General features: G+C 57.4%; 17 protein-coding genes. 13 read left to right on the plus strand and 4 right to left on the minus strand.

The genetic code is table 11. The annotated features are described in order from the left end of the window. The first annotated feature begins 208 nt into the window (after window positions 1-208). From PVT68_RS17170 to PVT68_RS17200, 7 genes are all read left to right on the plus strand, one after another. Window positions 209-484, plus strand: a complete 276-nt coding sequence (locus PVT68_RS17170; protein ID WP_280320250.1) for an HP0495 family protein — start codon at window positions 209-211, stop codon at window positions 482-484. After that, a complete protein-coding gene (lipB, locus tag PVT68_RS17175; RefSeq protein ID WP_280320252.1) occupies window positions 484-1,194 on the plus strand; it encodes a lipoyl(octanoyl) transferase LipB in 711 nt (236 codons plus the stop codon). The genes PVT68_RS17170 and lipB overlap by 1 nt, the downstream gene beginning before the upstream one ends. Continuing rightward, a complete protein-coding gene (gene lipA, locus PVT68_RS17180; protein WP_280320253.1) occupies window positions 1,187-2,254 on the plus strand; it encodes a lipoyl synthase in 1,068 nt (355 codons plus the stop codon). Before lipB ends, lipA begins: the two co-directional genes overlap by 8 nt. A gap of 535 nt (window positions 2,255-2,789) precedes the next feature. After that, a complete protein-coding gene (locus tag PVT68_RS17185; RefSeq protein ID WP_280320255.1) occupies window positions 2,790-3,851 on the plus strand; it encodes a TolB-like translocation protein in 1,062 nt (353 codons plus the stop codon). Continuing rightward, complete coding sequence (locus PVT68_RS17190) at window positions 3,848-4,567, plus strand: hypothetical protein (protein WP_280320257.1); 720 nt, start codon at window positions 3,848-3,850, stop codon at window positions 4,565-4,567. Before PVT68_RS17185 ends, PVT68_RS17190 begins: the two co-directional genes overlap by 4 nt. Window positions 4,568-4,776: 209 nt before the next feature. Next, window positions 4,777-6,810, plus strand: coding sequence for a cellulase family glycosylhydrolase (locus PVT68_RS17195; RefSeq protein ID WP_280320258.1), 2,034 nt, complete (start codon window positions 4,777-4,779; stop codon window positions 6,808-6,810). 92 nt (window positions 6,811-6,902) lie between these two features. After that, entirely contained in the window at window positions 6,903-8,759 is a 1,857-nt protein-coding gene (locus tag PVT68_RS17200; protein WP_280320260.1) for a glycoside hydrolase family 6 protein, read from the plus strand. A gap of 206 nt (window positions 8,760-8,965) precedes the next feature. Here the strand turns inward: PVT68_RS17200 and PVT68_RS17205 are convergent, their stop codons facing one another. After that, window positions 8,966-9,256 carry a DUF1540 domain-containing protein gene (locus PVT68_RS17205; protein ID WP_280320262.1) on the minus strand — a complete coding sequence of 97 codons (291 nt, stop codon included), beginning with the start codon at window positions 9,254-9,256 and terminating at the stop codon, window positions 8,966-8,968. A 435-nt stretch (window positions 9,257-9,691) separates the two neighbouring features. Between PVT68_RS17205 and PVT68_RS17210 the strand changes: the two genes are divergently transcribed. Both PVT68_RS17210 and PVT68_RS17215 read left to right on the plus strand, forming a co-directional pair. After that, window positions 9,692-11,185 carry a catalase gene (locus PVT68_RS17210; RefSeq protein ID WP_280320264.1) on the plus strand — a complete coding sequence of 498 codons (1,494 nt, stop codon included), beginning with the start codon at window positions 9,692-9,694 and terminating at the stop codon, window positions 11,183-11,185. 154 nt (window positions 11,186-11,339) lie between these two features. Then, entirely contained in the window at window positions 11,340-14,873 is a 3,534-nt protein-coding gene (locus tag PVT68_RS17215) for a hybrid sensor histidine kinase/response regulator (RefSeq protein WP_280320267.1), read from the plus strand. A 33-nt stretch (window positions 14,874-14,906) separates the two neighbouring features. Here the strand turns inward: PVT68_RS17215 and PVT68_RS17220 are convergent, their stop codons facing one another. Both PVT68_RS17220 and acs read right to left on the minus strand, forming a co-directional pair. Continuing rightward, entirely contained in the window at window positions 14,907-15,632 is a 726-nt protein-coding gene (locus tag PVT68_RS17220) for a response regulator transcription factor (RefSeq protein ID WP_280320268.1), read from the minus strand. A 310-nt stretch (window positions 15,633-15,942) separates the two neighbouring features. After that, window positions 15,943-17,904 (minus strand): acetate--CoA ligase, encoded by a 1,962-nt coding sequence (gene acs, locus PVT68_RS17225; protein ID WP_280320270.1) that lies wholly within the window; start codon window positions 17,902-17,904, stop codon window positions 15,943-15,945. 302 nt (window positions 17,905-18,206) lie between these two features. Between acs and PVT68_RS17230 the strand changes: the two genes are divergently transcribed. Genes PVT68_RS17230 through PVT68_RS17240 form a run of 3 tightly spaced genes read left to right on the plus strand, consistent with a single transcriptional unit; the run spans window position 18,207 to window position 21,589 of the window. Continuing rightward, window positions 18,207-19,526, plus strand: coding sequence for a DcaP family trimeric outer membrane transporter (locus tag PVT68_RS17230; RefSeq protein ID WP_280320272.1), 1,320 nt, complete (start codon window positions 18,207-18,209; stop codon window positions 19,524-19,526). A 29-nt stretch (window positions 19,527-19,555) separates the two neighbouring features. Continuing rightward, complete coding sequence (locus PVT68_RS17235; protein ID WP_280320273.1) at window positions 19,556-19,873, plus strand: DUF4212 domain-containing protein; 318 nt, start codon at window positions 19,556-19,558, stop codon at window positions 19,871-19,873. 9 nt (window positions 19,874-19,882) lie between these two features. Then, window positions 19,883-21,589, plus strand: coding sequence for a sodium:solute symporter family protein (locus PVT68_RS17240; protein ID WP_280320275.1), 1,707 nt, complete (start codon window positions 19,883-19,885; stop codon window positions 21,587-21,589). A gap of 131 nt (window positions 21,590-21,720) precedes the next feature. Here PVT68_RS17240 and PVT68_RS17245 read toward each other — a convergent pair whose 3' ends face one another. Next, window positions 21,721-23,706, minus strand: coding sequence for a BCCT family transporter (locus tag PVT68_RS17245; protein WP_280320277.1), 1,986 nt, complete (start codon window positions 23,704-23,706; stop codon window positions 21,721-21,723). A gap of 115 nt (window positions 23,707-23,821) precedes the next feature. Here PVT68_RS17245 and arfB point away from each other — a divergent pair, with 115 nt between their 5' ends. Further along, window positions 23,822-24,238 (plus strand): alternative ribosome rescue aminoacyl-tRNA hydrolase ArfB, encoded by a 417-nt coding sequence (gene arfB / locus PVT68_RS17250; RefSeq protein ID WP_280320278.1) that lies wholly within the window; start codon window positions 23,822-23,824, stop codon window positions 24,236-24,238. The last annotated feature ends 20 nt before the right edge of the window (window positions 24,239-24,258 follow it).

A 24,258-nucleotide genomic window follows, 5' to 3' on the forward strand; every position in this document is an offset into this window, starting at 1 on the left:
CAGTAACAACTGACGGTATATTCACAGCCCGGCACCATCTGGTGGCGGGCATCCCTTTCCCCTGTCGGCCATCTCATAGCCGTTTCATCTGCAATTTTTCCTCCCTGTCCAGTCCCCGGTCATCACTGTATAATCGCCGCCCGGCCGCAACCTCCGCTGGGCTCAGCCCTGCGCCTCCACTTCCGACCTGCGGCCACGTGAGTGTGGTATGACCCAAGAGCAGCAGCCTCCCAAAATTGAGTTTCCCTGCGTTGACTATATGGTCAAGGTGGTGCGCGAGTCTGATGACGAGGTGCATACCTTCGTCATGGAAGTCATGCGCCGTCACGCCCCCGACCTGGATGAGAGCAAACTGAAGCTCACGCCCAGTCGCAACGGTAAGTTCACTTCGGTAACCTTCTTTATCCTGGCTACCGGCGAGCCGCAACTGCAGGCGTTGTTTGATGAGCTGAAGGCTCATCCACGCGTGCATATGGTACTTTGATGACGGCTTTGAAACCGGTCATTTGCAACCTGGGCCGACGCGATTACGAAAGTGTATGGCGCGCCATGGCCCACTACACCGATACCCGCGGCGAAGAGGCCGTGGATCAGATCTGGTGTGTGGAGCATCCCCCGGTCTTTACCCAGGGCCAGGCTGGCAAGGCCGAGCACCTCCTCAATACCGGTGATATTCCGGTGGTGCAGGTGGATCGCGGCGGTCAGGTGACGTATCACGGTCCTGGCCAGCTGGTGGTTTACCCACTGCTGGACCTGCGTCGCGGCAAAATTGGTGTACGCGATCTGGTGACCGCGCTGGAGCAGGCCACCGTCGATATGCTGGCGGAGTTTGGAATTACCGCTGCACCGCGCGCCGATGCACCAGGTGTTTACCTCGGCGATGGCCCCCGCGCCGGCAACAAGATTGCCTCCATTGGCCTGCGGGTACGCCGTGGATGCAGCTTCCACGGTATCGCGATCAATATCGATATGGATCTAGCGCCCTTCCTGCGGATCAACCCCTGTGGATACGCGGGCATGCAGATGGTGCAGATGGCGGAGATCATCAAGCCCACCCCGGATTGGCTGGCTGTGGCGGAAATTTTTGTGGCGGCGCTACAGCGCACCTTGCAATTGCCGGAAGCCAGTTGGCAGCCGGTGGAAGAGAATATGTTTTTGGTGCCCGACACCGAATCAGGAACGAGCAATGTCTGAAAGATTGGATGCCGAAACGCCGGAAACTTCACAGCCGGACACCGTACAGGTGGAAACAGAGCAAGTGGAGACCGGGCAGCCGGAAATCGTGCCGGTAAAACGTACCCGCCGCCTGCAGCAGGGTGAAAAGCTGCGCGATGGCGACAAAGTGGAGCGTATCCCGGTAAAGGTAATCGCCAGCGACCAGACCCTGCGTAAGCCGGACTGGATTCGCGTCAAGGTGCCTTCCCAGAAGGCCGCGAAGGAAGTCGAGCGGATCAAGAGTATCCTGCGCTCGCAGAAACTCGCCACTGTGTGCGAAGAGGCGAGCTGCCCGAACCTCGGTGAGTGCTTCAGTGGCGGTACTGCCACCTTCATGATCATGGGTGAAATCTGTACCCGCCGCTGTCCTTTCTGCGATGTGGGCCACGGTAAACCGAATCCGCTGGATCCCAACGAGCCTCAGCACCTGGCAGAGGCGATTGCCGCCATGAGTCTGCGCTACGTAGTGATCACCTCGGTGGACCGCGATGACCTGCGTGACGGCGGCGCCCAGCACTTTGCCGACTGTATCAAGCAATCCCGCGCACTGTCGCCGAATCTGCAGGTGGAAATTCTCACGCCGGATTTTCGTGGTCGTATGGAAGTGGCTCTGGATATTCTGGAAGCAGAAGCACCGGATGTGTTTAACCACAACCTGGAAACCGTGCCGCGTCTCTACCGTGAATCCCGTCCCGGGGCCAACTACAAGTGGTCGCTGAAGCTGCTGCAGGAATACAAAAAGCGCCGCCCGGACGTGCTCACCAAATCCGGCCTGATGGTCGGTCTGGGTGAAACCAAAGAAGAGATTTTCGAAGTACTGGACGATATGCGCGAGCACGATATCGACATGCTCACCATCGGCCAGTATCTGCAGCCGAGTAAAGAGCACCTGCCAGTTCAGCGCTTCGTACACCCGGACGAATTCGAAGAATATCGCCGCTATGCGGAACAGATTGGCTTCAAACACGCGGCCTGTGGCCCGATGGTGCGTTCTTCCTACCATGCCGACAAACAGGCGCACGGCGAAAAAGTCAGCTGAAAAACTTTTCTTACCCTCCTTCTGATCCCGGCCTCCGTGCCGGGATTTTTCTATCCAGTGCCCTCTGATTCTGTTGTCGGTGATCTCTACAAGGGCCTGAATATCCTCATGGAATTTTCCACAAAACACGTGTGACGATGTTGTCGCATTTGTTGCCGTTCTTTTCACATCCCGTTTTTTTCCGCCGCCTGACTTCCGCATTTCTGAAAATTTGGCTCACAAGTCATCTTTTTGTGGGGTTGATTTGGATTTCAGGCACGTTGCAACAGTGCGGATGTCACCTGATTGGTACAGGTGCGCAAATTGCGCAAGTTACGCAAGTTTATTTTGTGGATAAACGTGATGATCACGGGGTGTCATGGATAGTCTGCGACTGCAGAAAAAACAGTTTTCGAGTGGTATCTGCTGGCTGATTTCTCGTTTTTTCGGGGTTGTAATTGTTGGTGCGTGTACGTTTTCTGCATCTTCTCTAGCGGAGGAAATTGTGTTCTCCGCGAAAGTAATGGGGCCGGTATCGAACATATATTCCGTGTCCATGAACGAAGCTCAAGATGAGAATGCGATTCGCCAGAACGGTCTGAAAAAAATTACGGAAAATATTCGTTGGCGGGATCTTGATGCGGATGTGGCAGCCGACGGTACCGTGGTTTTTTCTTCCAACCGGGAAGCGTCGGAAGCTATGGATATCGAGCGAACGCGGGAAATGTTCGATATTTATCTCGCGAAGTCATCGCCCGGAAGCGAGCAGGGAAGCGACCAGTGGGCGTTGCAAAAGCTGACAGCGACACCACAAGACGAGATGTTGCCGCGATTCAGTCCTGACGGACACCGGGTGGCATTTGTGCGCAGTCGTGAGCAGCTGGTGGTGTTGGATCTGGATGCTGGTGCGGAGCGAGTGCTGTATGCCGCGGCGGAGATTCTGGATTTCGATTGGTCGCCAGACGGCCATGGGGTAGCAATTGCCGCGCGCAATTCGGAGCAGGGAAAAATCGTACTTGCTCTTTGCGAGACGGATTGCCTCAAAGGCTTGATAACCCTGCAGGAATTAAAGACGTTTCCACGTCGCAAGGACGCCCTTGACGAGCGCCCGCGGGAGAATGCGGTGGTTGGGGGGAGTGTGGATGGTGTGCGCTGGTCGCCGAATGGGGAGTGGCTCTCTTATATCTTCCACCCCGACACCAAAGGCGTTCGCAGCCTGCACTTGTTCAATGTGCAGACCGGCAAAGCGACACGTCTTTCCACCGCGAACCAACAGGTTCAGAACCCCCTGAGCTGGTCTCCAGATGGACAGTCGCTGCTATATGCAGCCCTGGTGGACTACCGGCTTTATTTCGACGAGGTATCACAGCGAAAAGTCTATCAGGGTGCGATGCAGCTGTTTCGCTCTGACCTGAATGGACAGCAACAGAATCTTACCCGGGACCAGGTTTCCGCACGGGCCCCGGTGGTACTCGCGGAAAACCGGATTGCCTATCTGCAGTCGGAGCATCTCGGGGCGCGGAAATTTTCACTGATGGTGAAAGACCTGAACGATGGAGCGGAATACCGGTTGTTTGATGGTGTTTCTCCCAATTCAATACTGGTGGTCAAACCGTGAATTCACTCGCTATTCCCGATACGTGGCGCAAAGACTGGGTGAGTCTGCTTTCGTTGCTGGTCATTGTGCTGACGCTGTCTGTAATCCTGTGGACGCTGATAGCCAACCAAACCGATGGCCGAACAACGGAAAGCGACACTTCAATCCAGAAGCAAGAAATTTCCCGGACGACTGCCGTACCCGCGACGGTAGAGCGGGAAGGAACGGCGCTCTTGGAGGCGTCCGGTTATTCCGAGCAGGCGGCAGAAGAAGTGCTCGCGGTAAAGTCGGTGGACCTGCTCGGTATTTCCATTCAATTGCGTGAGCTGCATGCCGGAGCCGCGGGCGATGGGCCGATACGCAATATCGAGTTCTTTATCCGCGACGGCATTCTTCCCCGCCGTCTGTTTTCCAATAACACCCAGATCGTCACCGGTTACTGGCCGTTGTATCACAACAATGTGGGCTACGGCGCGACCACCGTACGCATCCTGTATCAATTACTCGATCAGGATACCAACGGCGACGGAAAGCTTACCGAGGAAGATCGGAAAAGCCTCGCATTCAGTCTTCCCGATGGCAGTGGATACCGGATGCTCGACCGTGATACGGGTGAAATTATCGATATGACGTATCTGTCGGATTTCGGCGAATTACAGCTGGAGTTTTTGCGCGAGGATGACGTGCATAAGCGGGTGTATTCGCTGGTCGACGCGCCGGTAGAGACACACAGGTAAACGTATCGCAGTAACTCTCACACAGGATGGTTTTTTTTGCAGTAGAGCGGGCGGGATCGTCCGCTGCACAAGAGAAGTGAAGGAGCGGTAAAAGGCAGGACGCCAACGATGGAATGGGCCGCAACCCGCTCTCGCTGTTCTGGGCGGGAGCGGTTCATATCTGTAACACACAATAACTGAAATGAATCTCAGCGATTTGGAGAGAAGTGATGGAAGAAATAACAATGGGAATGGCACGAACGCCGGTAATACAGCGTCGATCGCTGTACCGCGCCTTCGCCCAGGCCGGTCTGGCCCTGTGGCTGGGTACATCCTCTGTCGCACTGTTGGCAGCAGAGGCGGAAATGCGGATTATCAATGATTGGGGTGGCGGCTTTCAGGGAGAAATCCTGGTCGTCAATGATGGTAATGAACCTCTCACCAACTGGTCGTTAACGTTCAATATGGACGTGAACATCAATAACTTGTGGAACGGGGTTATCGAATCCCAGAGCGCCAGTCAGTATGTAGTTGGGGCAGCAGCCTACAACAATACGATCGCGCCGGGCGCGCAGGTATCGGTGGGCTTCATCGCTTTTCCCGGTGGTCAGTCTCCGGTAGTGGTGACGGTGGATGGTGATGGCGGTGGTTCGTCTTCCGGCGGTTCCTCCAGTTCCTCCAGTAGCTCTTCCAGCAGCTCGTCGAGCTCTTCCAGTTCCTCGAGTTCATCGAGCTCTTCCAGTAGCTCCGGTGGCAGCTCCTCGAGTTCCTCCAGTAGTTCCGGTGGCAGCAGTTCTAGCTCCAGTTCCAGCGGCAGTTCCTCCAGTTCCTCTTCCGGAGGCAGCTCTTCGGGCGCCGGTCGTTTCCGTGTGAACGACTCGGGCAACATCACCAAAAACGGAGAGGTCATTCCGATGAACTGTGGCTCCTGGTTTGGCCTCGAGGGCCGTCACGAGCCGTCCAATGATGCGGGTAACCCCAGCGGTGCGCCGATGGAGCTGTATATCGGTAACACCTTCTGGGCCAATGGCAACTCCGGCACTGGCCGCACCATTCAGCAGACAATGAGTGAAATTACTGCGATGGGCGTGAACGTGGTGCGCTTCCCGGTAGCGCCACAGACGCTGGATCCAAACGATCCCCAAGGTAGCGGCAGTGTGCTGAAAAACCACGCTTCGGTGCTGGTGCCCAATGCCCGCCAGGCGATGGAAGAGTTTATCGTTGCTGCGGATGCGAACAACATTGAGGTGATGCTGGATATTCACTCCTGCTCCAACTACGTCGGCTGGCGTGCCGGACGTCTGGATGCGCGCCCACCCTATGTGGATCGCACCCGCGATATGTACGACTTCCCGCGGGAAGACAGCTCCTGTGCCGCCACCAACAATCCGGATGGTGTAACCCGCGTTCAGGCTTATGACCGTGACATTTGGCTCGACAACCTGCGTGAACTGGCCAGCTTGGAACAGCAACTGGGTGTCGACAACATTATCGGTATCGATATTTTCAACGAGCCGTGGGATTACACCTGGGAAGACTGGAAGAGCCTGGTGGAAGACGCCTACGTCGCCATCAATGAAGTCAACCAGGACACGCTGCTGTTCGTACAGGGTATTTCCGCCACCGCCAACAACCAGGACGGTACCCCGGAAACCATCACCCAGGTTCCCCACGGTGATGTCTCCACCAACCCGAACTGGGGTGAAAACCTGTTCGAGGCCGGCGACAACCTGCCCGACGTACCGAAGGATCGCCTGGTCTGGTCTCCGCACACCTACGGCCCGTCGGTATTCGTGCAGGCCAGTTACATGGATGTAGCCGCGCAGCCAGAGTGTGAAGGTCTGGAAGGCGATGAAGCCGGTGATGCCAACTGTAATATCGTGCTGGACGCCGAACACATGCGCTCAGGTTGGGAAGAGCACTTCGGCTACCTGCGCGATCAGGGCTACGCGGTGGTTGTTGGCGAGTTCGGCGGCAACATGGACTGGCCGAATAAAGCCACCCTGCGCGATCAGGCGCGTTGGGGACACATCACTCCGGGAATTGATCAGCAGTGGCAGGAGATCTTCGTCGATTACATGGTCGAGGAAAATATCCAGGGCTGCTACTGGTCCATCAACCCGGAATCCGGTGACACCGGCGGCTGGTATGGCCACGCCTACGATCCGCAGAGCAACACCACCGGTTGGGGCGAGTGGCTCGACTTCGACCAGCGTAAAACCAATCTGCTGAACCGCCTGTGGAGCAATTCTTCCTCCGAGTAAATACAGGCCCTGAAGTACCGGTGCCCGAATTGCGGGCGCCGGTTTCTCCGCGATGTTCATTTTCTAAAAAAATAATCTTACGGATAGCGATCATGAACCTGTTTAAAAAACAACGCACAACGGAAAAGTTGTTGCTGGCGTGCGTGTGCGCGCTGGGATCCCTGTTTTACGGGGTCCAGGCCTTCGCCGCCCAGGCAACCATGAAAGTCGTCAATGACTGGGGTGGTGGTTTCCAGGGAGAAATCACCGTGGTCAATGACGGCGATGCGCCGCTGACAGACTGGACCCTTGAGTTCGATATGCCGGTGGACATCAATAACATGTGGAATGGTGTAATTACCTCCCACAGCGGTGACAACTATATGGTTGCCTCCGCCGGCTACAACAATCAGATTCCTGCGGGTGGCCAGGTAAGTGTGGGCTTTATCGCCTTTCCCGGTGGCCAGCCTGCAGTGGACGTCACTGTAGAAGGGGAGGGCGGCGGCAGCTCTTCTGGTGGATCTTCCTCCAGCAGTTCTTCGAGCAGTAGTTCTTCTAGCAGTAGCTCCTCAAGCAGCTCTTCGAGTAGCAGTTCTTCGAGCAGCTCCTCCTCGTCGAGCTCTTCCTCTTCCAGTTCGTCTTCCTCTTCCAGCTCTTCGTCTTCCAGTTCTTCCTCGGGTGGAAGTTCCAGCTCAAGCAGCTCTTCTGGTGGCTCCAGCGGCACTGGCTTGCGCCACGATAACCCGTTCGCTGCTTCAAGCAAGTGGTATGTAAACCCGGACTGGGCCGCGAATGCCATGAATGAGCCGGGTGGTGCCGCCATTGCCAACGTCAGCTCCGCGGTGTGGATGGATCGTATCGGCGCGCTCACCGATGGCCTGGGTCTGCGTGGTCACCTGGACGAAGCGCTGGCTCAGGGAGCAGACCTGTTTATGGTGGTGGTCTACAACCTCCCCAATCGCGACTGCGCCGCACTGGCCTCTAACGGTGAGCTGCTGATTGCCGAAAACGGTTTCGAGCGCTACCAGCTGGAATACATCAACCCGCTGGTGGAGATACTCGCGGATCCGGCTTATGCGGATCTGAATATCGTTACCATCATTGAGGTGGATTCGCTGCCCAACCTGATTACCAATATCAGTTTGCCCGAGTGTCAGGAAGCCAGTGGTCCCGGTGGTTACCGCGATGGTATCCGCTATGCGCTCAATCAGTTGTCACAGCTCGACAACGTCTACTCCTACATCGATATTGCCCACTCTGGTTGGCTCGGCTGGAGCAGCAATTTCGGCCCGGCGGTGAACCTGATTGGCGAGGTAGTGGAAAGCACGGATGCAGGCTGGGATAGCGTCGCCGGTTTTGTCAGCAACTCGGCCAACTACACCCCGGTGGAAGAACCCTATCTGCCGGATCCGACCGTGAATGTGGGCGGCCAGCCGGTGCGCTCGGCGGACTTCTATGAGTGGAACGACTACCTGGAAGAGTTGACCTTCGCCCAGGACTGGCGCGATGCCATGATTGCGCGCGGTGCCCCCAGCACCATCGGAATGCTGATCGATACCGGCCGCAACGGCTGGGGCGGCGCAGGTCGACCCACTGGGCAATCCACCAGTACCGATCTCAATACCTTTGTGAACGAGTCGCGGATCGATCGCCGGGTTCATCGCGGTAACTGGTGCAACCAGGCCGGCGGTGTCGGTTTCCGTCCACAGGCAGCGCCGGCAGCAGGAATCGATGCCTATGTCTGGGTGAAACCGCAAGGTGAGTCCGACGGTGTCAGCGATCCCAACTTCACACCGGACCCCAATGATCCGGCCAAGCAGCACGACCCAATGTGTGACCCGAACGCTCAGAACCGTTACGACAATTCTGTCGGTACCGGTGCACTGGACAATGCGCCGCACGCGGGCCGCTGGTTCCCGGAAGCCTTCCAGATACTGGTGGAGAACGCCTACCCACCGCTGGAAGAATAATCCGGTATTGACCTTTGTCAGAAAAAAACCGGCGGGCATTGTCCGCCGGTTTTTTTTTAAGACTTGACTGATCTAAACGTTCACGTGCGATATGCAATCAATATGCGAAATACCTGTGGATTCGCACCCATGAAGACAAACCCAGTGCGGTCAAAAGCGGAAATCCGTGGTGCTGCTATCGGTACAATCGACGTGGGAAAATCGGATCAGTGAGCGTAAGTCAGACAGTTGACGGTATCGCCGCTGTAACCCAGCTCAATCTGGTCCGCGCCGCACTCGAAATCCACATTGTGGCTGCAGGCGGTAATTTTGCAGGCGCCAACTCCGGCGGTGCGCTCGCGCTTGGTATGGCGGTTATTACTGAAGAAAGTGTCGCAATCGGGGGCGTCACCGTCGCCGATGGTGATGGCGCGGGCGTGGCAGGCAGTGTCGCTGTTGTAGGCGCATTCGGTGGCCGCGCAGCGGCTGACTTCGGGCATATCGGTGGCAATGATCATGGCGCGATTCTCATTGGATTATTGTCGAAGGGTCAAACTCCCGCATTGAGCCTAGTTCAGCGTCTATGGGTGTCAAACGAATGGCGCACAGTGCCCTTTTTATTTCTTTCCTGTTTCTTTCCAGTTTCTCTCCTGTTTTTTTTCCGTATCTCGCCGATATCTCTCTTGTTCTTTTAGGTTCTCTTCTGATCTCGTCATTATTCGTTCAGCTTGCTTGGAATATGTCCGTTCCGTCACGCCGCCGGTATTGAAACTTGTCGGTCAGGGCTGTTGTCGGCTTCCCTTGACCTGAATCAAGCGTCACTTTTACCGGAGGGGGAAGAATCCCCGCTCAGATTCTTACTGCGCATTTTTTGCTGCTGACAACGTGGGAGAGCGAAGCTCAGAAGAAAACTTTGAAGCGCAGACGAAAGCTTGAATGAACGAGGTAACTCAATGGCCCATACCAAGTTGACCACATCTGCCGGCGCACCCGTTGCCGACGACAACAACAGTATTTCCGCAGGTGAGCGCGGATCACTGACATTTGATAACTTTCGTGTGTTTGAAAAACTCGCGCATTTCAATCGCGAGCGGATTCCAGAGCGGGTAGTGCATGCCCGAGGTACTGGTGCTTACGGGACATTCCGTCTCAATAAAGACCTGAGTGACTGGACCATTGCGGATTTCCTGCAAAAGGCGGGCACGGATACTGAGGTGTTTGTGCGTTTCTCCACGGTGGGCGGCGGCCAGGATTCGAGCGATTACGCCCGGGATCCCCGCGGCTTTGCAGTAAAGTTCTACACCAGAGAAGGTAATTTCGATCTGGTCGGTAACAATACGCCGGTGTTCTTTCTGAATGATCCGTCCAAGTTTCCGGACTTCATTCACTCCCAGAAAAAAAATCCGCGCACCAATTTGCCGGACCCCGCCGCGAGTTTTGAATACTGGGCCAACCACCCGCAGTCCCTGCACCAGATGACAATCCTGATGTCCGATCGCGGTATTCCCCTCAGCTATCGCCATATGCATGGATTCGGTTCGCACACACTGAGTTTCTGGAACAGCAAGGGCGAGCGTTTCTGGGTGAAATGGCACCTGAAAACCCTGCAGGGTATCAAGAACGTGCGCAGTGAAGATGCCGCAGGTTATCCCGCATTTGGCGCGCAGCAGGATCTGGTGGAATCCATTGATCAGGGGGACTACCCCAAATGGAAGGTACAGCTGCAGATCCTCTCGGAGGATCAGGCGAAAAAACTGTCGGTGAATCCATTTGATCTCACCAAGGTCTGGCCTCATAGCGAGGCACCACTGATGGATGTCGGTGTGTTGGAGTTGAGTCGCAACGTAGAGAACTATTTTGCGGAAACTGAGCAGGCCGCGTTTGCCCCCAGTAATCTGGTGCCAGGCATTGGCGCTTCACCGGACAAAATGCTGCAGGCCCGGTTGCTCGCCTATCAGGATGCGCACCGCTACCGGGTGGGTGCGAATGTCAACAATATTCCGGTAAACGCCCCGCGTTGCCCGGTACATCACTACCAGCGTGATGGTGCTTTTGCGGGTATGTGTCCCGTCACCGGCAAAGAAGGTAGCGGGGCGCTTAACCAGGGAAGCGAGGTGAATTTCTATCCCAATGATCGCATCAACCAGGGCGCACCGGCTCCGGTACCCGAGGTGGCCGAGCCACCGATGCCGCTGGAACAGGATGCCTGGATCAAGCCATACAGCCAGGACGGTGAGGACTACTACTCACAGGCAGGGACTCTGTTCCGCCTGATGAGCGACGACCAGAAGCAGCAGCTTGCCGACAATATTGCCGGTGGCCTGAGCAGGGCAAACTCCTCCATTCAGACTCGGATGCTGGCGCAGTTCGCCAAGGCGGATCCGGCCTATGCTGAATTGGTGATGAAGGCTATAGAAATGAATGCACAGGAAAGGGATACGCAATAGTCGATTGCGGAAAACGGAAACACCAATGACATGGAAAAGTGCGGCGGGATGACCCGCCGCACTTTTTTTGGGGTGCAGTTTTTGTGGATACAATTTCGACCTTTCTCCAATTGCCCCCGGTCCTCGCCATCGGTTATACAGGTGTCCTGACCTGGTGCGCGAGGAATCCATGATCGGCAAACCCCTGTTACTACTTTTCGCTCTGCTGTATGTAGTACTGCTGTTCGTGGTCGCGTGGCGCGCGGGCCGGCATCAGCAGTGGATGCAGCACTTCCGGCCCATCATCTACGGCCTTACGCTGGCGGTGTACTGCAGTTCCTGGACATTTTTTGGCGCGGTCGGGCAGTCCCTCAGCAATACCTGGAGTTACCTGCCGATTTACCTCGGGCCTATCCTCCTGTTCCTGTTTGCCGGTGGCTTCCTGCGCAAACTGGTGCAGGTGGGAGAGCGGCAGAAAGTCACCTCAATCGCCGACTTTATCGGTTCTCGCTACGGCAAAAGCCGCGGTCTTTCCGCGCTGGTGACACTGCTCGCCATTGTTGGCAGCCTCCCCTATATCGCGTTGCAGTTGCGCGCAGTGACCATGGGCTGGGATGTGATTGGTGGCAGCAGCGGTGACAGCGATCGTTTCGCCAACCTGGATACCGCGCTCGCCACCGCGCTGATGATGGGGCTGTTTGCGATCCTGTTCGGCACCCGCCACCTGGAAGGGCGCGAGCGCAACCTGGGGGTCGTGGCGGCCATTGCCCTGGAGTCGCTGGTAAAACTCTTCGCCTTCACCGCGGTCGCAGTGCTGGCGCTGTGGCTGCTGGTTACCGGTGGCAGTGGGCTGCCGGACGTGCAGTGGCGCGCCAGCCTCCAGTGGCTGGCGCCGGATATCAATTTCGTCACCCAGACCCTGCTGGCGATGGCGGCGATCATCTGCCTGCCGCGGCAGTTCCATATGGCGGTGGTGGAATATCGCAATCCCGCAGACCTGAATACCGCGCGCTGGCTGTTGCCGGCTTATCTGATGCTGTTCTCGGTACTGATCCTGCCCATCTCCCTCGCCGGCCAGCCGCTGGTGGCGGCGGGGCTGAGTGAGCCGGACAGCCTGGTGCTGACTCTTCCGCTGCTGGGGGACCACACTACCCTCACCATGTTCGCCTATATTGGTGGCTTTTCTGCCGCCACCGGGATGGTGATTGTCGCCGTGCTGACGCTCGCGGTGATGGTGTCCAACGAGCTGGTGGCGCCGGTATGGCTCTACCTGAGTCGCTTCACCCGCCTCAGCGCGGTGTCTCTGGGCAATCATCTGCGGCTGATCCGCCGGCTCAGTATCCTGTTATTGATGCTGATGAGCTGGGGCATGCACCGCGCGATTTCCGGTACTGAAGCACTGGCGTCCATCGGTTTGCTGTCATTCGCGGCGGCAGCGCAACTGGCACCGCCGCTGATCGCCGCGCTCTATTGGCGCGGCGCGCACCGGCGCGGTGTATGGGCGGGATTGATTGCGGGCTATGGTTTGTGGTTTTTCTGTCTGGTGCTGCCCGCGGTATTTCCCGACGCAGTTTTGCTGGCGCGCGGTTTGTTTGGACTGGAGGTACTGCGTCCGCAGCAGCTGTTCGGATTGTCGGCGCTGGACCCACTCAGCCACGGGGTATTCTGGAGCCTGTTGGGTAACCTGGCTCTGTTGCTGGGAGTGTCCCTGGTCTGCCGGCAGAATGAGAATGACCGGCGCCAGGCGGAGGCATTTGTGTCGCCGCAACAGTTCGGTGAGCCAGCGCCGGACCTGGTTCTGACCGGTATCCCCATGGGCCAGGTACGCAGTCTGCTGCAACCTTTCGTTGGCCCAGCGCGGCTCGAGGAAATCTGGGGTGATTTCGAGCGCCGCAGCCAGCAACGGCTGTTGCCGGATGATGCCGCCGCGCGCTTTGTCATTACGGATGCGGAGCGCATCCTCGCGGGTATTGTGGGATCGGCGGCGGCGCATCAGGTGGTCGGACTGCTCTACAGTAACCGCCCGCTGCAGCTCGAGGATATCGCGCGACTGGTAGACAGCACCTCCCAGCGCCTGAGGTTCAGTCAGGAGCTGCTGCAGACCACGGTGGAAACCATCAGCCAGGGCATCAGCGTGGTGGATGCGGACCTGTGCCTGGTGGCCTGGAATCGTCAGTATCTGGAATTGTTCGAATACCCGGAGCGGTTGCTGTATATCGGCTGCCCGGTGGCCTCCCTCTACCGCCACAACGCCGAGCGGGGCCTGTATGGCGACAGTGAGGACTCGGAAGCACTGGAGGCGCATATACAGCGGCGTCTGGACCTGTTGCGCCACGGCAGTGCCCATCGCTTTGAGCGGCGCCTGCCCTCCGGTGCCATCGTCGAAGTCCGCGGAACCCCGATGCCCGGTGGCGGTTTCGTCACCACCTTCACCGACATCAGTGAATACCGCGCGGCGGTGGACGCGCTGGAAGAAACCCGTCGCAGCCTGGAAGATCGGGTGCAACAGCGCACCGCGGAACTGTCCGAAAGCAATCGCGCGCTGCAGGACGAGAACCGCCGCCGCGGTGAAGCGGAGGTGAAAATCCGTGAACTGCACGCGGCCAAGACCCGTTTTCTCGCCCACACCAGCCACGACCTGCTGCAACCCATCAACGCCGCGCGCCTGTTCATCGCCTCACTGCAAAACAAGGCCGCCGCCGGCAGCTGGCGAGAGATGGGCGACGATATTCACTACATCGACAGCGCTCTGACCTCCGCCGAACAACTGATTGGCGGGCTGCGGGAAATCAGTCGTCTGGACGCGGGTAATCTGACGCCAAAGCGGGATCATTTTCCTCTGCGCCAGCTGCTCGATGAACTCAACGGGGAGTTCTCGGTACTCGCGGGTGAGCGAGGTCTGGCGCTGCACTATGTACCCACAGACGCCTGGGTAATCAGCGACCGTCACTTATTGTGGCGAATTTTGCAGAATTTTCTCAGCAACGCACTGAACTACACCGCGCGCGGCCGCGTACTGCTGGGGGTGCGCCGGCGCCGCGAACAGGACGGCAACACGGTGCTGGAAATCCAGGTGTGGGACACCGGGCCGGGGATTGACAGCGAGGCCCGCGAGCGGGTTTTTGACGAGTTTGTGCGTATCGGCAGCAGTGAGCGCGGCACCGACAAGGGCCTGGGGCTCGGCCTTGCCATCGCCCGTCGCAGTGCGGATTTGCTGGGGCACCGGTTGGGGCTCGAATCTACGCCCGGGCGCGGCTCCATGTTCAGCATCCGCGTACCGATGGGAGAAGCCAGGGAAACCCAGGCGGAAGCGCCCAGTATCGGCGAAGTGGTGAATGTATCCGCAATACCGGTTCTGTGTATCGATAACGAACGGCAGATTCTGCGCGGCATGGAGAGCCTACTCAGCGGCTGGGGTTGTCGGGTGGAGACTGCGGTTTCACTGGAAGAGGCTCTGGCCCGCTGGGGGCAGCGCAGACCGCCGGCGCTGGTGATTGCGGACTACCATCTCGACCGCGATGCCACCGGTATCGATGCGCTGGAGGCCCTGTGCAAGCACTGGCAGACCGAGCTGCCGGGAATTCTTGTCAGTGCGGATACGTCCGAAGAAATTCGCAGTGCAGCCACCGAGCGCGGCTGGCTCTATCTGCCGAAACCGGTGAAGCCGGCGGCGCTGCGCAATATGGTGCGGCGCTTGGCGCGAGTTTGATGCTGCGATTCCGGTCGCGTGAAATAAATTGGTTCAGTTCAGCTGCCGGCTCTTTTCGTCGGGCTTTTCTGGCGGCGCAAACTGCCCGGGCGCTTCCACATCCAGACTGCTCAACGCCAGTACCGCCTGGGTGCGCGAGTTGACCTCCAGCTTGCGGAAGAGCGCCGTGAGGTGTGCCTTCACCGTGGCCTCGGTCACCTGCATTTCATAGGCGATCTGTTTGTTCAGCAATCCTTCCGCCAACATGGTGGCGACACGAAACTGCTGCGGAGTGAGGGTGGCAATCACATCTATCACGCCATTATCACTCGTCGCGCCGCCGGATTCGTAGCGCTCCGCCACCGTTGGCGGCAGCCAGATGTCCCCTGCCAGCGTGCGCTGCAGCGCCTGGGCGATCTCTGCCACCGGCGCGGATTTTGGCAGAAAACCACAGGCGCCGTAGTCGATGGCGCGGCACATGATTTCCGGTTTTTCATTGGCGGAAACCACCATCACCGGTAGTTGTGGGTACTGGCCGTTCAGGAAAATCAGTCCGCTGAAACCGTGGGCGCCGGGCATGTGCAGGTCCAGCAACAGCAGATCGCAGTGTGGATGCCCCGCCACACACTGTTGCAGGCTCTGCATATCACAGGCCTCGTAAACGATCGCGCCGGGAAATGTCTGCTGAATGGACATGCGCAGGGCATTGCGGAACAGGGGGTGATCGTCCGCAATAATGAAATGCCGGGCGGGGTGCCCGCTGTCGGTATGAGTATTCATCGCTATGCATCCCTAACGTCGTGGGATTTTCTCGGTAATCCGGTGCTTCTGACAGAGCTCCGGCGAAAAATTGTACCGGGAAAATTCCACGGGTTCCTGTTGTTATTTTTTATGGAAGTCTGCTGTGGATCCTCGGGATCACACAGGTTTTTATTCTTATTTGCCGTACAAAATCGGGATGAGTGTACTGCGTCAGCCGGACAGGATGGAAACCCGAATTCGCGGGAGCGCAAACGGCCGCCGCAGCGGCACCGCGAAAGGGGGCGGGTTCACATCGAGCCCGGCACTGCGATCAATGGATTAACTCTTGTTATGCGCTGGCAGTCGCCGCCGCGCGGTTGGCCACCAGATCGTTCACCACACCGGGATCGGCGAGAGTGGAGATGTCGCCCAGCTGGTCGCACTCGTCCGCTGCCACCTTGCGCAGGATGCGCCGCATGATCTTGCCCGAGCGGGTTTTCGGCAGTCCCGGAGCCCACTGGATCTGGTCCGGGGTGGCGATGGGGCCTATCTCGGAGCGCAGCCATTCGCGCAAGGTCTGGCGCATTTCTTCACTGGGTTCCACGCCGCTGTTCAGGGTGACATAGATATAAATCCCCTGACCCTTGATGTCGTGGGGGTAGCCCACGACTGCCGCTTCCGCCACGGCCTCGTGGGCTACCAGGGCGCTTTCCAGTTCCGCCGTACCCATACGGTGACCGGACACGTTCAGCACATCGTCGACGCGGCCGGTAATCCAGTAGTAGCCATCTTCGTCGCGTCTGGCGCCGTCACCGGTAAAGTACATGTTTTCAAAGGTGCTGAAGTAGGTTTCGGCAAAACGCTGGTGATCACCAAACACGGTGCGCATCTGCCCGGGCCAGCTGCCCAGCAGCACCAGATTGCCCTCGGCAGCACCCTCCAGGATATTGCCCTCGTTGTCCACCAGTGCCGGTTGTACGCCGAAGAAGGGGCGGGTGGCGGAGCCGGGTTTGAGGGCGGTGGCACCGGGCAGGGGTGTCAGCATGGCGCCCCCGGTTTCGGTCTGCCACCAGGTGTCCACGATCGGGCAGCGGTTGCGGCCGAACGTGCGGTGATACCATTTCCAGGCTTCCGGATTGATCGGCTCTCCCACGGTGCCCAGCAGGCGCAGGCTTTCCAGACTGGCACCCGCGACGGGCTTGTTGCCTTCCGCCATCAGTGCGCGGATTGCGGTAGGGGCGATGTAGAGAATATTGATCTGGTGATCATCGATAATCTGCGCCACTCGGGTGACATCGGGATAGTTGGGTACGCCCTCGTACATCACGGTGGTGGCGCCGTTGGCCAGCGGACCGTAGAGAATGTAGCTGTGGCCGGTGACCCAGCCGATATCCGCGGCGCACCAGTAGCGCTCGCCGCGACGGTAGTCGAAGACGTATTCGTGGGTCAGTGACGCATAGGTGAGGTAGCCGCCGCTGGTGTGCAGTACACCTTTCGGTTTGCCGGTAGAGCCGGAGGTGTAGAGGATGAACAGTGGGTCCTCCGCGCCCATCACTTCCGCCGGGCAGTCATCGCTGTGGGCGGCCATCAATTCGGCGTAGTCGCGGTCAATGGCCGGGTTCCAGTCGGTGTGATCGTCGGTGTAGTTGAACACCACCACATGCGCCACGGTGGTCTCCTTGCACAGGGCGACAGCCTTATCCACGTTCTGCTTCAACATCACCGAGCGGCCGCCACGGCGACCAGCGTTGGCGGTGATCAGGGTGCGGGAGCGGCCGTCGTCCATCCGCCCGGCGAGGGCCTCCGGAGAGAAGCCGGCAAATACCACCGAGTGGACGGCACCGATGCGGGCACAGGCGAGCATGGCCACTGCCGCCTCCGGCACCATGGGCATGTAGATGGTTACCACATCGCCCCTGGTTACGCCGAGGCTCTTGAGGCCATTGGCAAAGCGGCATACATCCCGGTGCAGTTCGCGGTAGCTGATCTCGCGGCAAGTGCCGGGCTCGTCACCCACCCACAGGATGGCGGTATCGTCGCCGTGTTCCGCCAGGTGACGGTCGAGACAATTGGCGGCGACGTTCAGCTTGCCGTCGGCGAACCAGCGGATATGCAGGTCGTCCCTGGCGAAGGAGACATCCTTGACCTGGGTAAAGGGCTCTATCCAGTCGAGTCGTTGCGCCTGCTCACGCCAGAAGCCTTCATTGTCGTCGAGCGAGCGCTTGTAGAGCTCGAAATACTGCATCTCATCCAACAGGCTGTTGGCCGCGTACTCTGCGGGGACGAGGTAAGTTTCTGCGTTATTGGTCACTGGCTGCTCTCCCATCGGTACTCTCTTTTTTACCTTTTCTACGGATTTTTTCTACGGATTATCGCTAAAGATTTGTTGTCAGACTTTCTGCTGGTGGCATTTTGGCACCGGGCCTTTGGCGGGACGTATTAGACAAAAGTCGAAATGCAGTAATGGTCGGCGCCAGATAGTATGGGTACCGCATAGACATTGGTCTAAATTCCCTCGTGTTTTAGACCAATGGTTAATACCGGGGTGCTCTGCGAAGTTGTTTGCTTGGATTTCCGATTCCCAAATGGCAAACAACGGCAAGGACAACGGTTATGTCAGTAAAAACAATAAAAAACTGCAAACTGGCCGGTGCTGTGGCGCTGGCTGTGATGATGAATGGTTTACCTGTGGCAGTATTTGCAGAAGCAGAGAATATGACCGCGGAGCAGCTGCAGCAGCGCATTGTTGAGCTGCAGGCGCAGGTGAATCAGCTGGCCGCGCGGCAACAGGTACTGGCGGCAAACCCGGAGCCCGCACGCAGTAACACCTTCGGCGACACGAATATCCAGATCGGCGGCTATATCAAACTGGATAGCCTTTTCAGCGATTACTCGGATGGCAGTTCCGCCACTGCCGCAATCGGCGAAGATTTCCTTGTCGCGTCCACCATACCGGTGGGTGGAGAGAGTGGCGATATTCACTACCACGCCCATGCGAAGTCTACGCGGCTGTTTATCAAGTCGAGCACCGAATCCGGTGCCGGCACCATAAACACTCACCTCGAAATCGACGCCATGGCGGGCGGTCAGGGCGATGAGCGCATCAGCAATTCCTACGCGCAGCGTTTGCGCCATGCCTACGTAGACTGGCAGATGGATGAGAACCGCAGTCTTCTGGCGGGGCAGACCTGGTCGACCTTTTTCAATGTCGGCGCGCTGCCGGAGGGGCTGGATTTTGTGGGGCCGGTGGGCACCATATTCGAACGCCAGCCACAGTTGCGCTACTCGCACAAAGTGGGCAGTGGACAGATCCAGTTTGCGGCGGAAAACCCCGCCACCACGCTGTATAACGGTGCGGAAAATCCGTATGACGATAACCGCACCCCGGATATCGTATTGCGTTACAACAATAGCGTTGGCGATCTGAGCTATTCCGTCGCTTCCATGAGCCGGGAACTGGCCTATGAAAATGGCGCGGACGAGGATTCCCGGCGCGGATACGCCATCAGTCTGGCCGGCAAGATGCCTATTGGCAAAGACGATATCCGTTTTATGTACAGCTACGGAAACGCGCTGGGTCGCTATCTGGGGCTCAACAGTTACCGCGCTGGAATCATCGATGTGGATGGCGATATTGAACTGATTGACCAGCATGGTGGTTTTATTGCGTTGCGCCACTTCTGGAGCGAAGAGTGGCGCAGCAATCTGGTGTTGTCGGCGACCGCTGCCGATAACCCCGGCTTTGTCAGTGACATGACTCCCAGCGCCTATCAGAGCGCGCAATTGAATCTGATGTACTCACCGATGCCGAAGTTGTCACTGGGCGGCGAGTACATTTTCGCCCGTAAGGAAGTGGAAAATGCCAGCGGCTTATTGGCCGATGACAGCGGTGATTTGCAACGACTGCAGTTTTCCGTGAAATACGTCTTCTAAACCCAAAACAATAACTGTGGAGATTCGCCATGAGTTTCGAAAGTGAACAACACGCCGATGACTACTGGAAGGAAAACCTGCGCATGATGCTTACGCTGTTGTGCGTCTGGTTTGTGGTGTCCTTCGGTTGCGGCATTCTATTTGTCGATGAACTGAATGCGATCCGCCTCGGCGGTTTCAAACTCGGTTTCTGGTTTGCCCAGCAGGGATCCATCTATGTATTCCTGGCACTGATCGTCGTATACGTGGTGAAGATGAACAAGCTCGACCGCAAGTACAACGTACACGAGGATCATGAAGAGCCGGAAGAGTTCGAAGATGCACTCGAAGAAGAATTCGGTCAGTAGGAGCAGATCATGGATATTCAAACCCTTACTTTTTTGATTGTCGGTGCGACCTTCGCGGTGTACATCGGTATTGCGATCTGGTCGCGCGCCGGGTCAACCCACGATTTTTATGTAGCCAGTGGCGGCGTCAACCCTGTGGCCAATGGCATGGCGACGGCGGCGGACTGGATGTCCGCAGCCTCGTTTATTTCCATGGCGGGCCTGATCAGTTTTATGGGCTACGACGGGGCTGTTTACCTGATGGGCTGGACTGGTGGCTATGTGTTACTGGCCCTGTGCCTGGCACCCTATCTACGCAAGTTCGGCAAGTTCACGGTGCCGGCATTTATCGGCGACCGCTACTATTCCAACACCGCCCGCACCGTGGCAGTAATCTGTGCGGTTTTCGTCTGCTTTACCTATGTGGCTGGGCAGATGCGCGGCGTGGGCGTGGTGTTCTCACGCTTCCTGGAAGTGGACATTACCACCGGCGTTGTCATTGGCATGGCGATCGTATTCTTCTACGCGGTGCTCGGCGGCATGAAAGGCATCACCTACACCCAGGTCGCTCAGTACTGCGTACTGATCTGTGCCTACCTGGTGCCGGCGATCTTTATCTCCATCATGATGACCGGGCATGTGATCCCGCAGATCGGATTTGGATCCGAACTGGCCGATGGTTCCGGGACTTATCTGCTCGACAAGCTCGACGGTTTGTCAACGGAGCTCGGCTTTGCCGAATACACCTCCGGGACCAAAAGCACCATTGATGTGTTCTTCATTACCGCAGCGCTGATGGTGGGCACAGCAGGTCTGCCTCACGTGATCGTACGCTTTTTTACCGTGCCGAAAGTGCGCGACGCGCGTAAATCGGCCGGATGGGCGCTGTTGTTCATCGCCTTGCTGTACACCACCGCACCGGCGATCGCCACCTTTGCCCGGGTCAACATGATCGACACCATCAACGGAACGGACGCCCAGGGCACCGCCTATGAAGAAGCGCCGAGCTGGATCAGTAACTGGGAAAACACCGGGCTTATTTCCTGGGAAGACAAGAATGGCGATGGCAAGATGTTCTATTCCGGCGATGAGCGTAACGAGATGACCATCGACCGCGACATCATGGTGTTGGCAAACCCGGAGATTGCGGGCCTGCCGGCCTGGGTGATTGCCCTGGTTGCCGCCGGTGGCATTGCCGCGGCACTGTCCACCTCTGCTGGTCTCTTGCTGGTGATCTCAACCTCGATATCCCATGACCTGTTGAAGCGCAACCTGATGCCGGATATCAGTGACAAGCAGGAGTTGAGTTACGCGCGCATTGCATCGGCGGTGGCAATCTGCATCGCCGGGTACCTGGGTATCAATCCACCGGGCTTTGTGGCACAGGTGGTGGCCTTTGCCTTCGGACTCGCGGCGTCCTCCTTCTTCCCCGCAATTATTCTTGGGATTTTCAGCAAGCGCATGAACAAGGAAGGGGCCATTGCCGGCATGATTTCCGGTATTACCTTCACTGCGGCGTATATCATCTACTTCAAGTTCGTCGATCCTTCGGCCAACACGCCGGAAAACTGGTGGTTCGGGATTTCCCCGGAGGGTATTGGAACCCTGGGGATGCTGTTGAACTTTGCGGTTGCTGTGGTGGTGGCACGCTTTACTGCGGAAGCACCGAAAGAGGTGCAGCAACTGGTGGCGGATATCCGTTTCCCGAAAGGGGCGGGAGAGGCCAGCGCACACTGATTCGACACTCGAGGTGAAAAATGAAAAAGGCGAGCCAGAGGCTCGCCTTTTTTATAATGGATATTGCATCTTGCATCATGATAGACGCGTTAATTTCAATCGGTGCCAGGATGGCATGCCGCTGGAAAGCGTTAGCGCAGCGTGTGCAAAAATTGCAGATGTCGTTCGTACTGAGACACCATGTCGGTGAGCAGCTGCTCCCGGGTCCAGCCCATCACGTCATAATCCTGACCACCTTCATAGAGGTGTACTTCCGCGCGAAAATATTTGTCTGGAGAGCCATCGTCAAAACTGTCGTCGAGTTCCTGCTCCGGGTTGACCGCATCTGGCTTTATCGTGGCTTTCGGGTGCAGGCCGTAGATGAAACTGACTTCATCGCCCTGTAGTACCTCCAGTTGTACAGACCGTTTTTCGCCTTTGGTTACAACAGCCTGGTAACCATTTTTTCGTATTTCAGCCGCGAATTCTTCAAGTGCAGGCTCACCAATTTCGCGGATATATTCACGTACCTCCGAAAGCGAGGGCAGTCGCAGGGCGTTCTTCAGACGTCGTTGCCAGCTTACGGGGTTGTGCGCACTGATGGGGGCGACCACCGCGGACTGGGTGATGCGCTTGACCGTATCGGTGCGCAGCGCTGCGACCAAACCATAGATGGCGACCAGCAAAATTGCGGAAAAGGGCAGGGCACTGGCGATAACCGCTGTCTGCAGGGATCCAAGCCCGCCGGCCAGCAGCAGTGCAATAGCCACGACACCGATCAGGAAACACCAGAAAATACGTTGCCACAGCGGAGTATCGTCGCGCCCGTGGGACGACAGCATATTGACGACCAGCGCCCCGGAATCCGCGGAAGTGACGAAGAACACCACCACCATGATCACCGCGACAAAGGAAAATACCGAGGAAAACGGAAACTGCTCAAGAAACTGGAACAGGGCCACCGACTGGTCTTTTGCGACTATCTCTCCCAGCAGGGTCAGGCCCTGGTCTAGGATCATATGAATCGCCGAGTTGCCAAAGAACGTCATCCATAACATGGTCACCAGCGCCGGTACCAGCATTGCGCCGACCACAAATTCGCGAATGGTGCGTCCGCGGGAAATACGCGCAATAAACAGGCCTACAAACGGCGACCAGGACATCCACCAGCCCCAGTAGAGAATGGTCCAGCCTCCCAGCCAGTCGGTAGGCTGATAGGCGAACAGGTTAAAGGTTTTGCCAACAATCTCGGAAAGGTAGCTGCCGAAATTCTGTACGAAGGCCTGCAGTAGATAAATGGTACTGCCCAGTAGCAGGACCATGATCAGCAGAATGCCGGCAAGGACCATATTCAGCTGCGACAGGCGCTTGATACCGGCATCGAGGCCGAGCACCACGGAAACCGTAGCGAGAAGAGTGGTGACCACAATCAGTACCACCTGAATCCCGGGGCTTACCGGCAGGCCAAACAGGTGATTGAGTCCGGAGTTGATTTGCAGCACACCGTAGCCAAGTGTCGTGGCAACCCCGCAAACGGTGCCAACGATCGCGAACACGTCCACCGCATGGCCGATAGGGCCGTATATCCGCTCGCCGATCAACGGGTACAGGGCCGAGCGCAGGGTCAGTGGCAGTTTATGTCGGTAACTGAAGTAGGCGAGGATCAGGGCCACGATGGCGTAGATGGCCCAGGCGTGAAACCCCCAGTGAAAGAACGTGATCACCATGGCTTCGCGCGCGGCGTATACCGTACCGGTTTCTCCCACCGGTGGTTCCAAGTAGTGCATCACTGGCTCGGCCACGCCAAAAAACAGCAGGCCGATGCCCATGCCGGCGGAGAACAGCATGGCGAACCAGGAGGTGAAATCGTAATCCGGTTCCGAGTGTTCGGGCCCCATCTTGATTTCGCCAAACCTCGACATGGCGATGGCGACGGTGCTGATCAGTATGATGGCCACTACCAGGACGTAGTACCAGCTCATGTGGACCACGATCCAGGATTGCAGCGCTTTGAAGTTGGTCGTGGCATTTTCTGGAAAAATGACCGCATAAGTGACCATCAGTAACAGGACTGCGGTGGCGGCGTAAAATACCGGGGGGTTGAAATGGGCTTGCTGTTCGGTAGTGTGTGCACTCATGAGCTGGTCCATATAGGGCGCAGTGGCCTGTGGGGCGGTATAAATTTGCGCCTTTCGGGATTAGCATAGTCGATCATACAGGGTATGAATTTAGGAAATATGAGCCAGGGTCTATATGTTCAACGTTTCTAACCATGTGGCTTTGTCTCTGGACGAAATAGAAATGAGCGCAGTGCGGGCGCAGGGGGCTGGTGGGCAGAATGTCAATAAGGTCTCGTCCGCGATACACCTGCGTTTTGATATCGCCGCGTCTACGCTTCCTGCGGAAGTGAAGCAGCGTCTGCTGGAGATGCGGGATCAGCGAATTTCCACTGACGGTGTGGTGGTCATCAAGGCGCAGCGCTTTCGCACCCAGGAAAAAAACCGGGAGGATGCACTGGAGCGTCTGCGCCTATTGATTGCCAGCGCATTGAAAACCCCGAAAAAACGCCTCCCCACAAAGCCCTCCAAAGGCTCGAAAGAGCGCCGCCTACAGAAAAAAACGCGGCGCGGAGCCATCAAGTCCCTTAGGGGAAAAGTTTCAGATCACTGAGTGACATCCAGGAGAAAGTT

It is taken from the genome of Microbulbifer bruguierae (assembly GCF_029869925.1).
Lineage (GTDB): Bacteria > Pseudomonadota > Gammaproteobacteria > Pseudomonadales > Cellvibrionaceae > Microbulbifer > Microbulbifer bruguierae.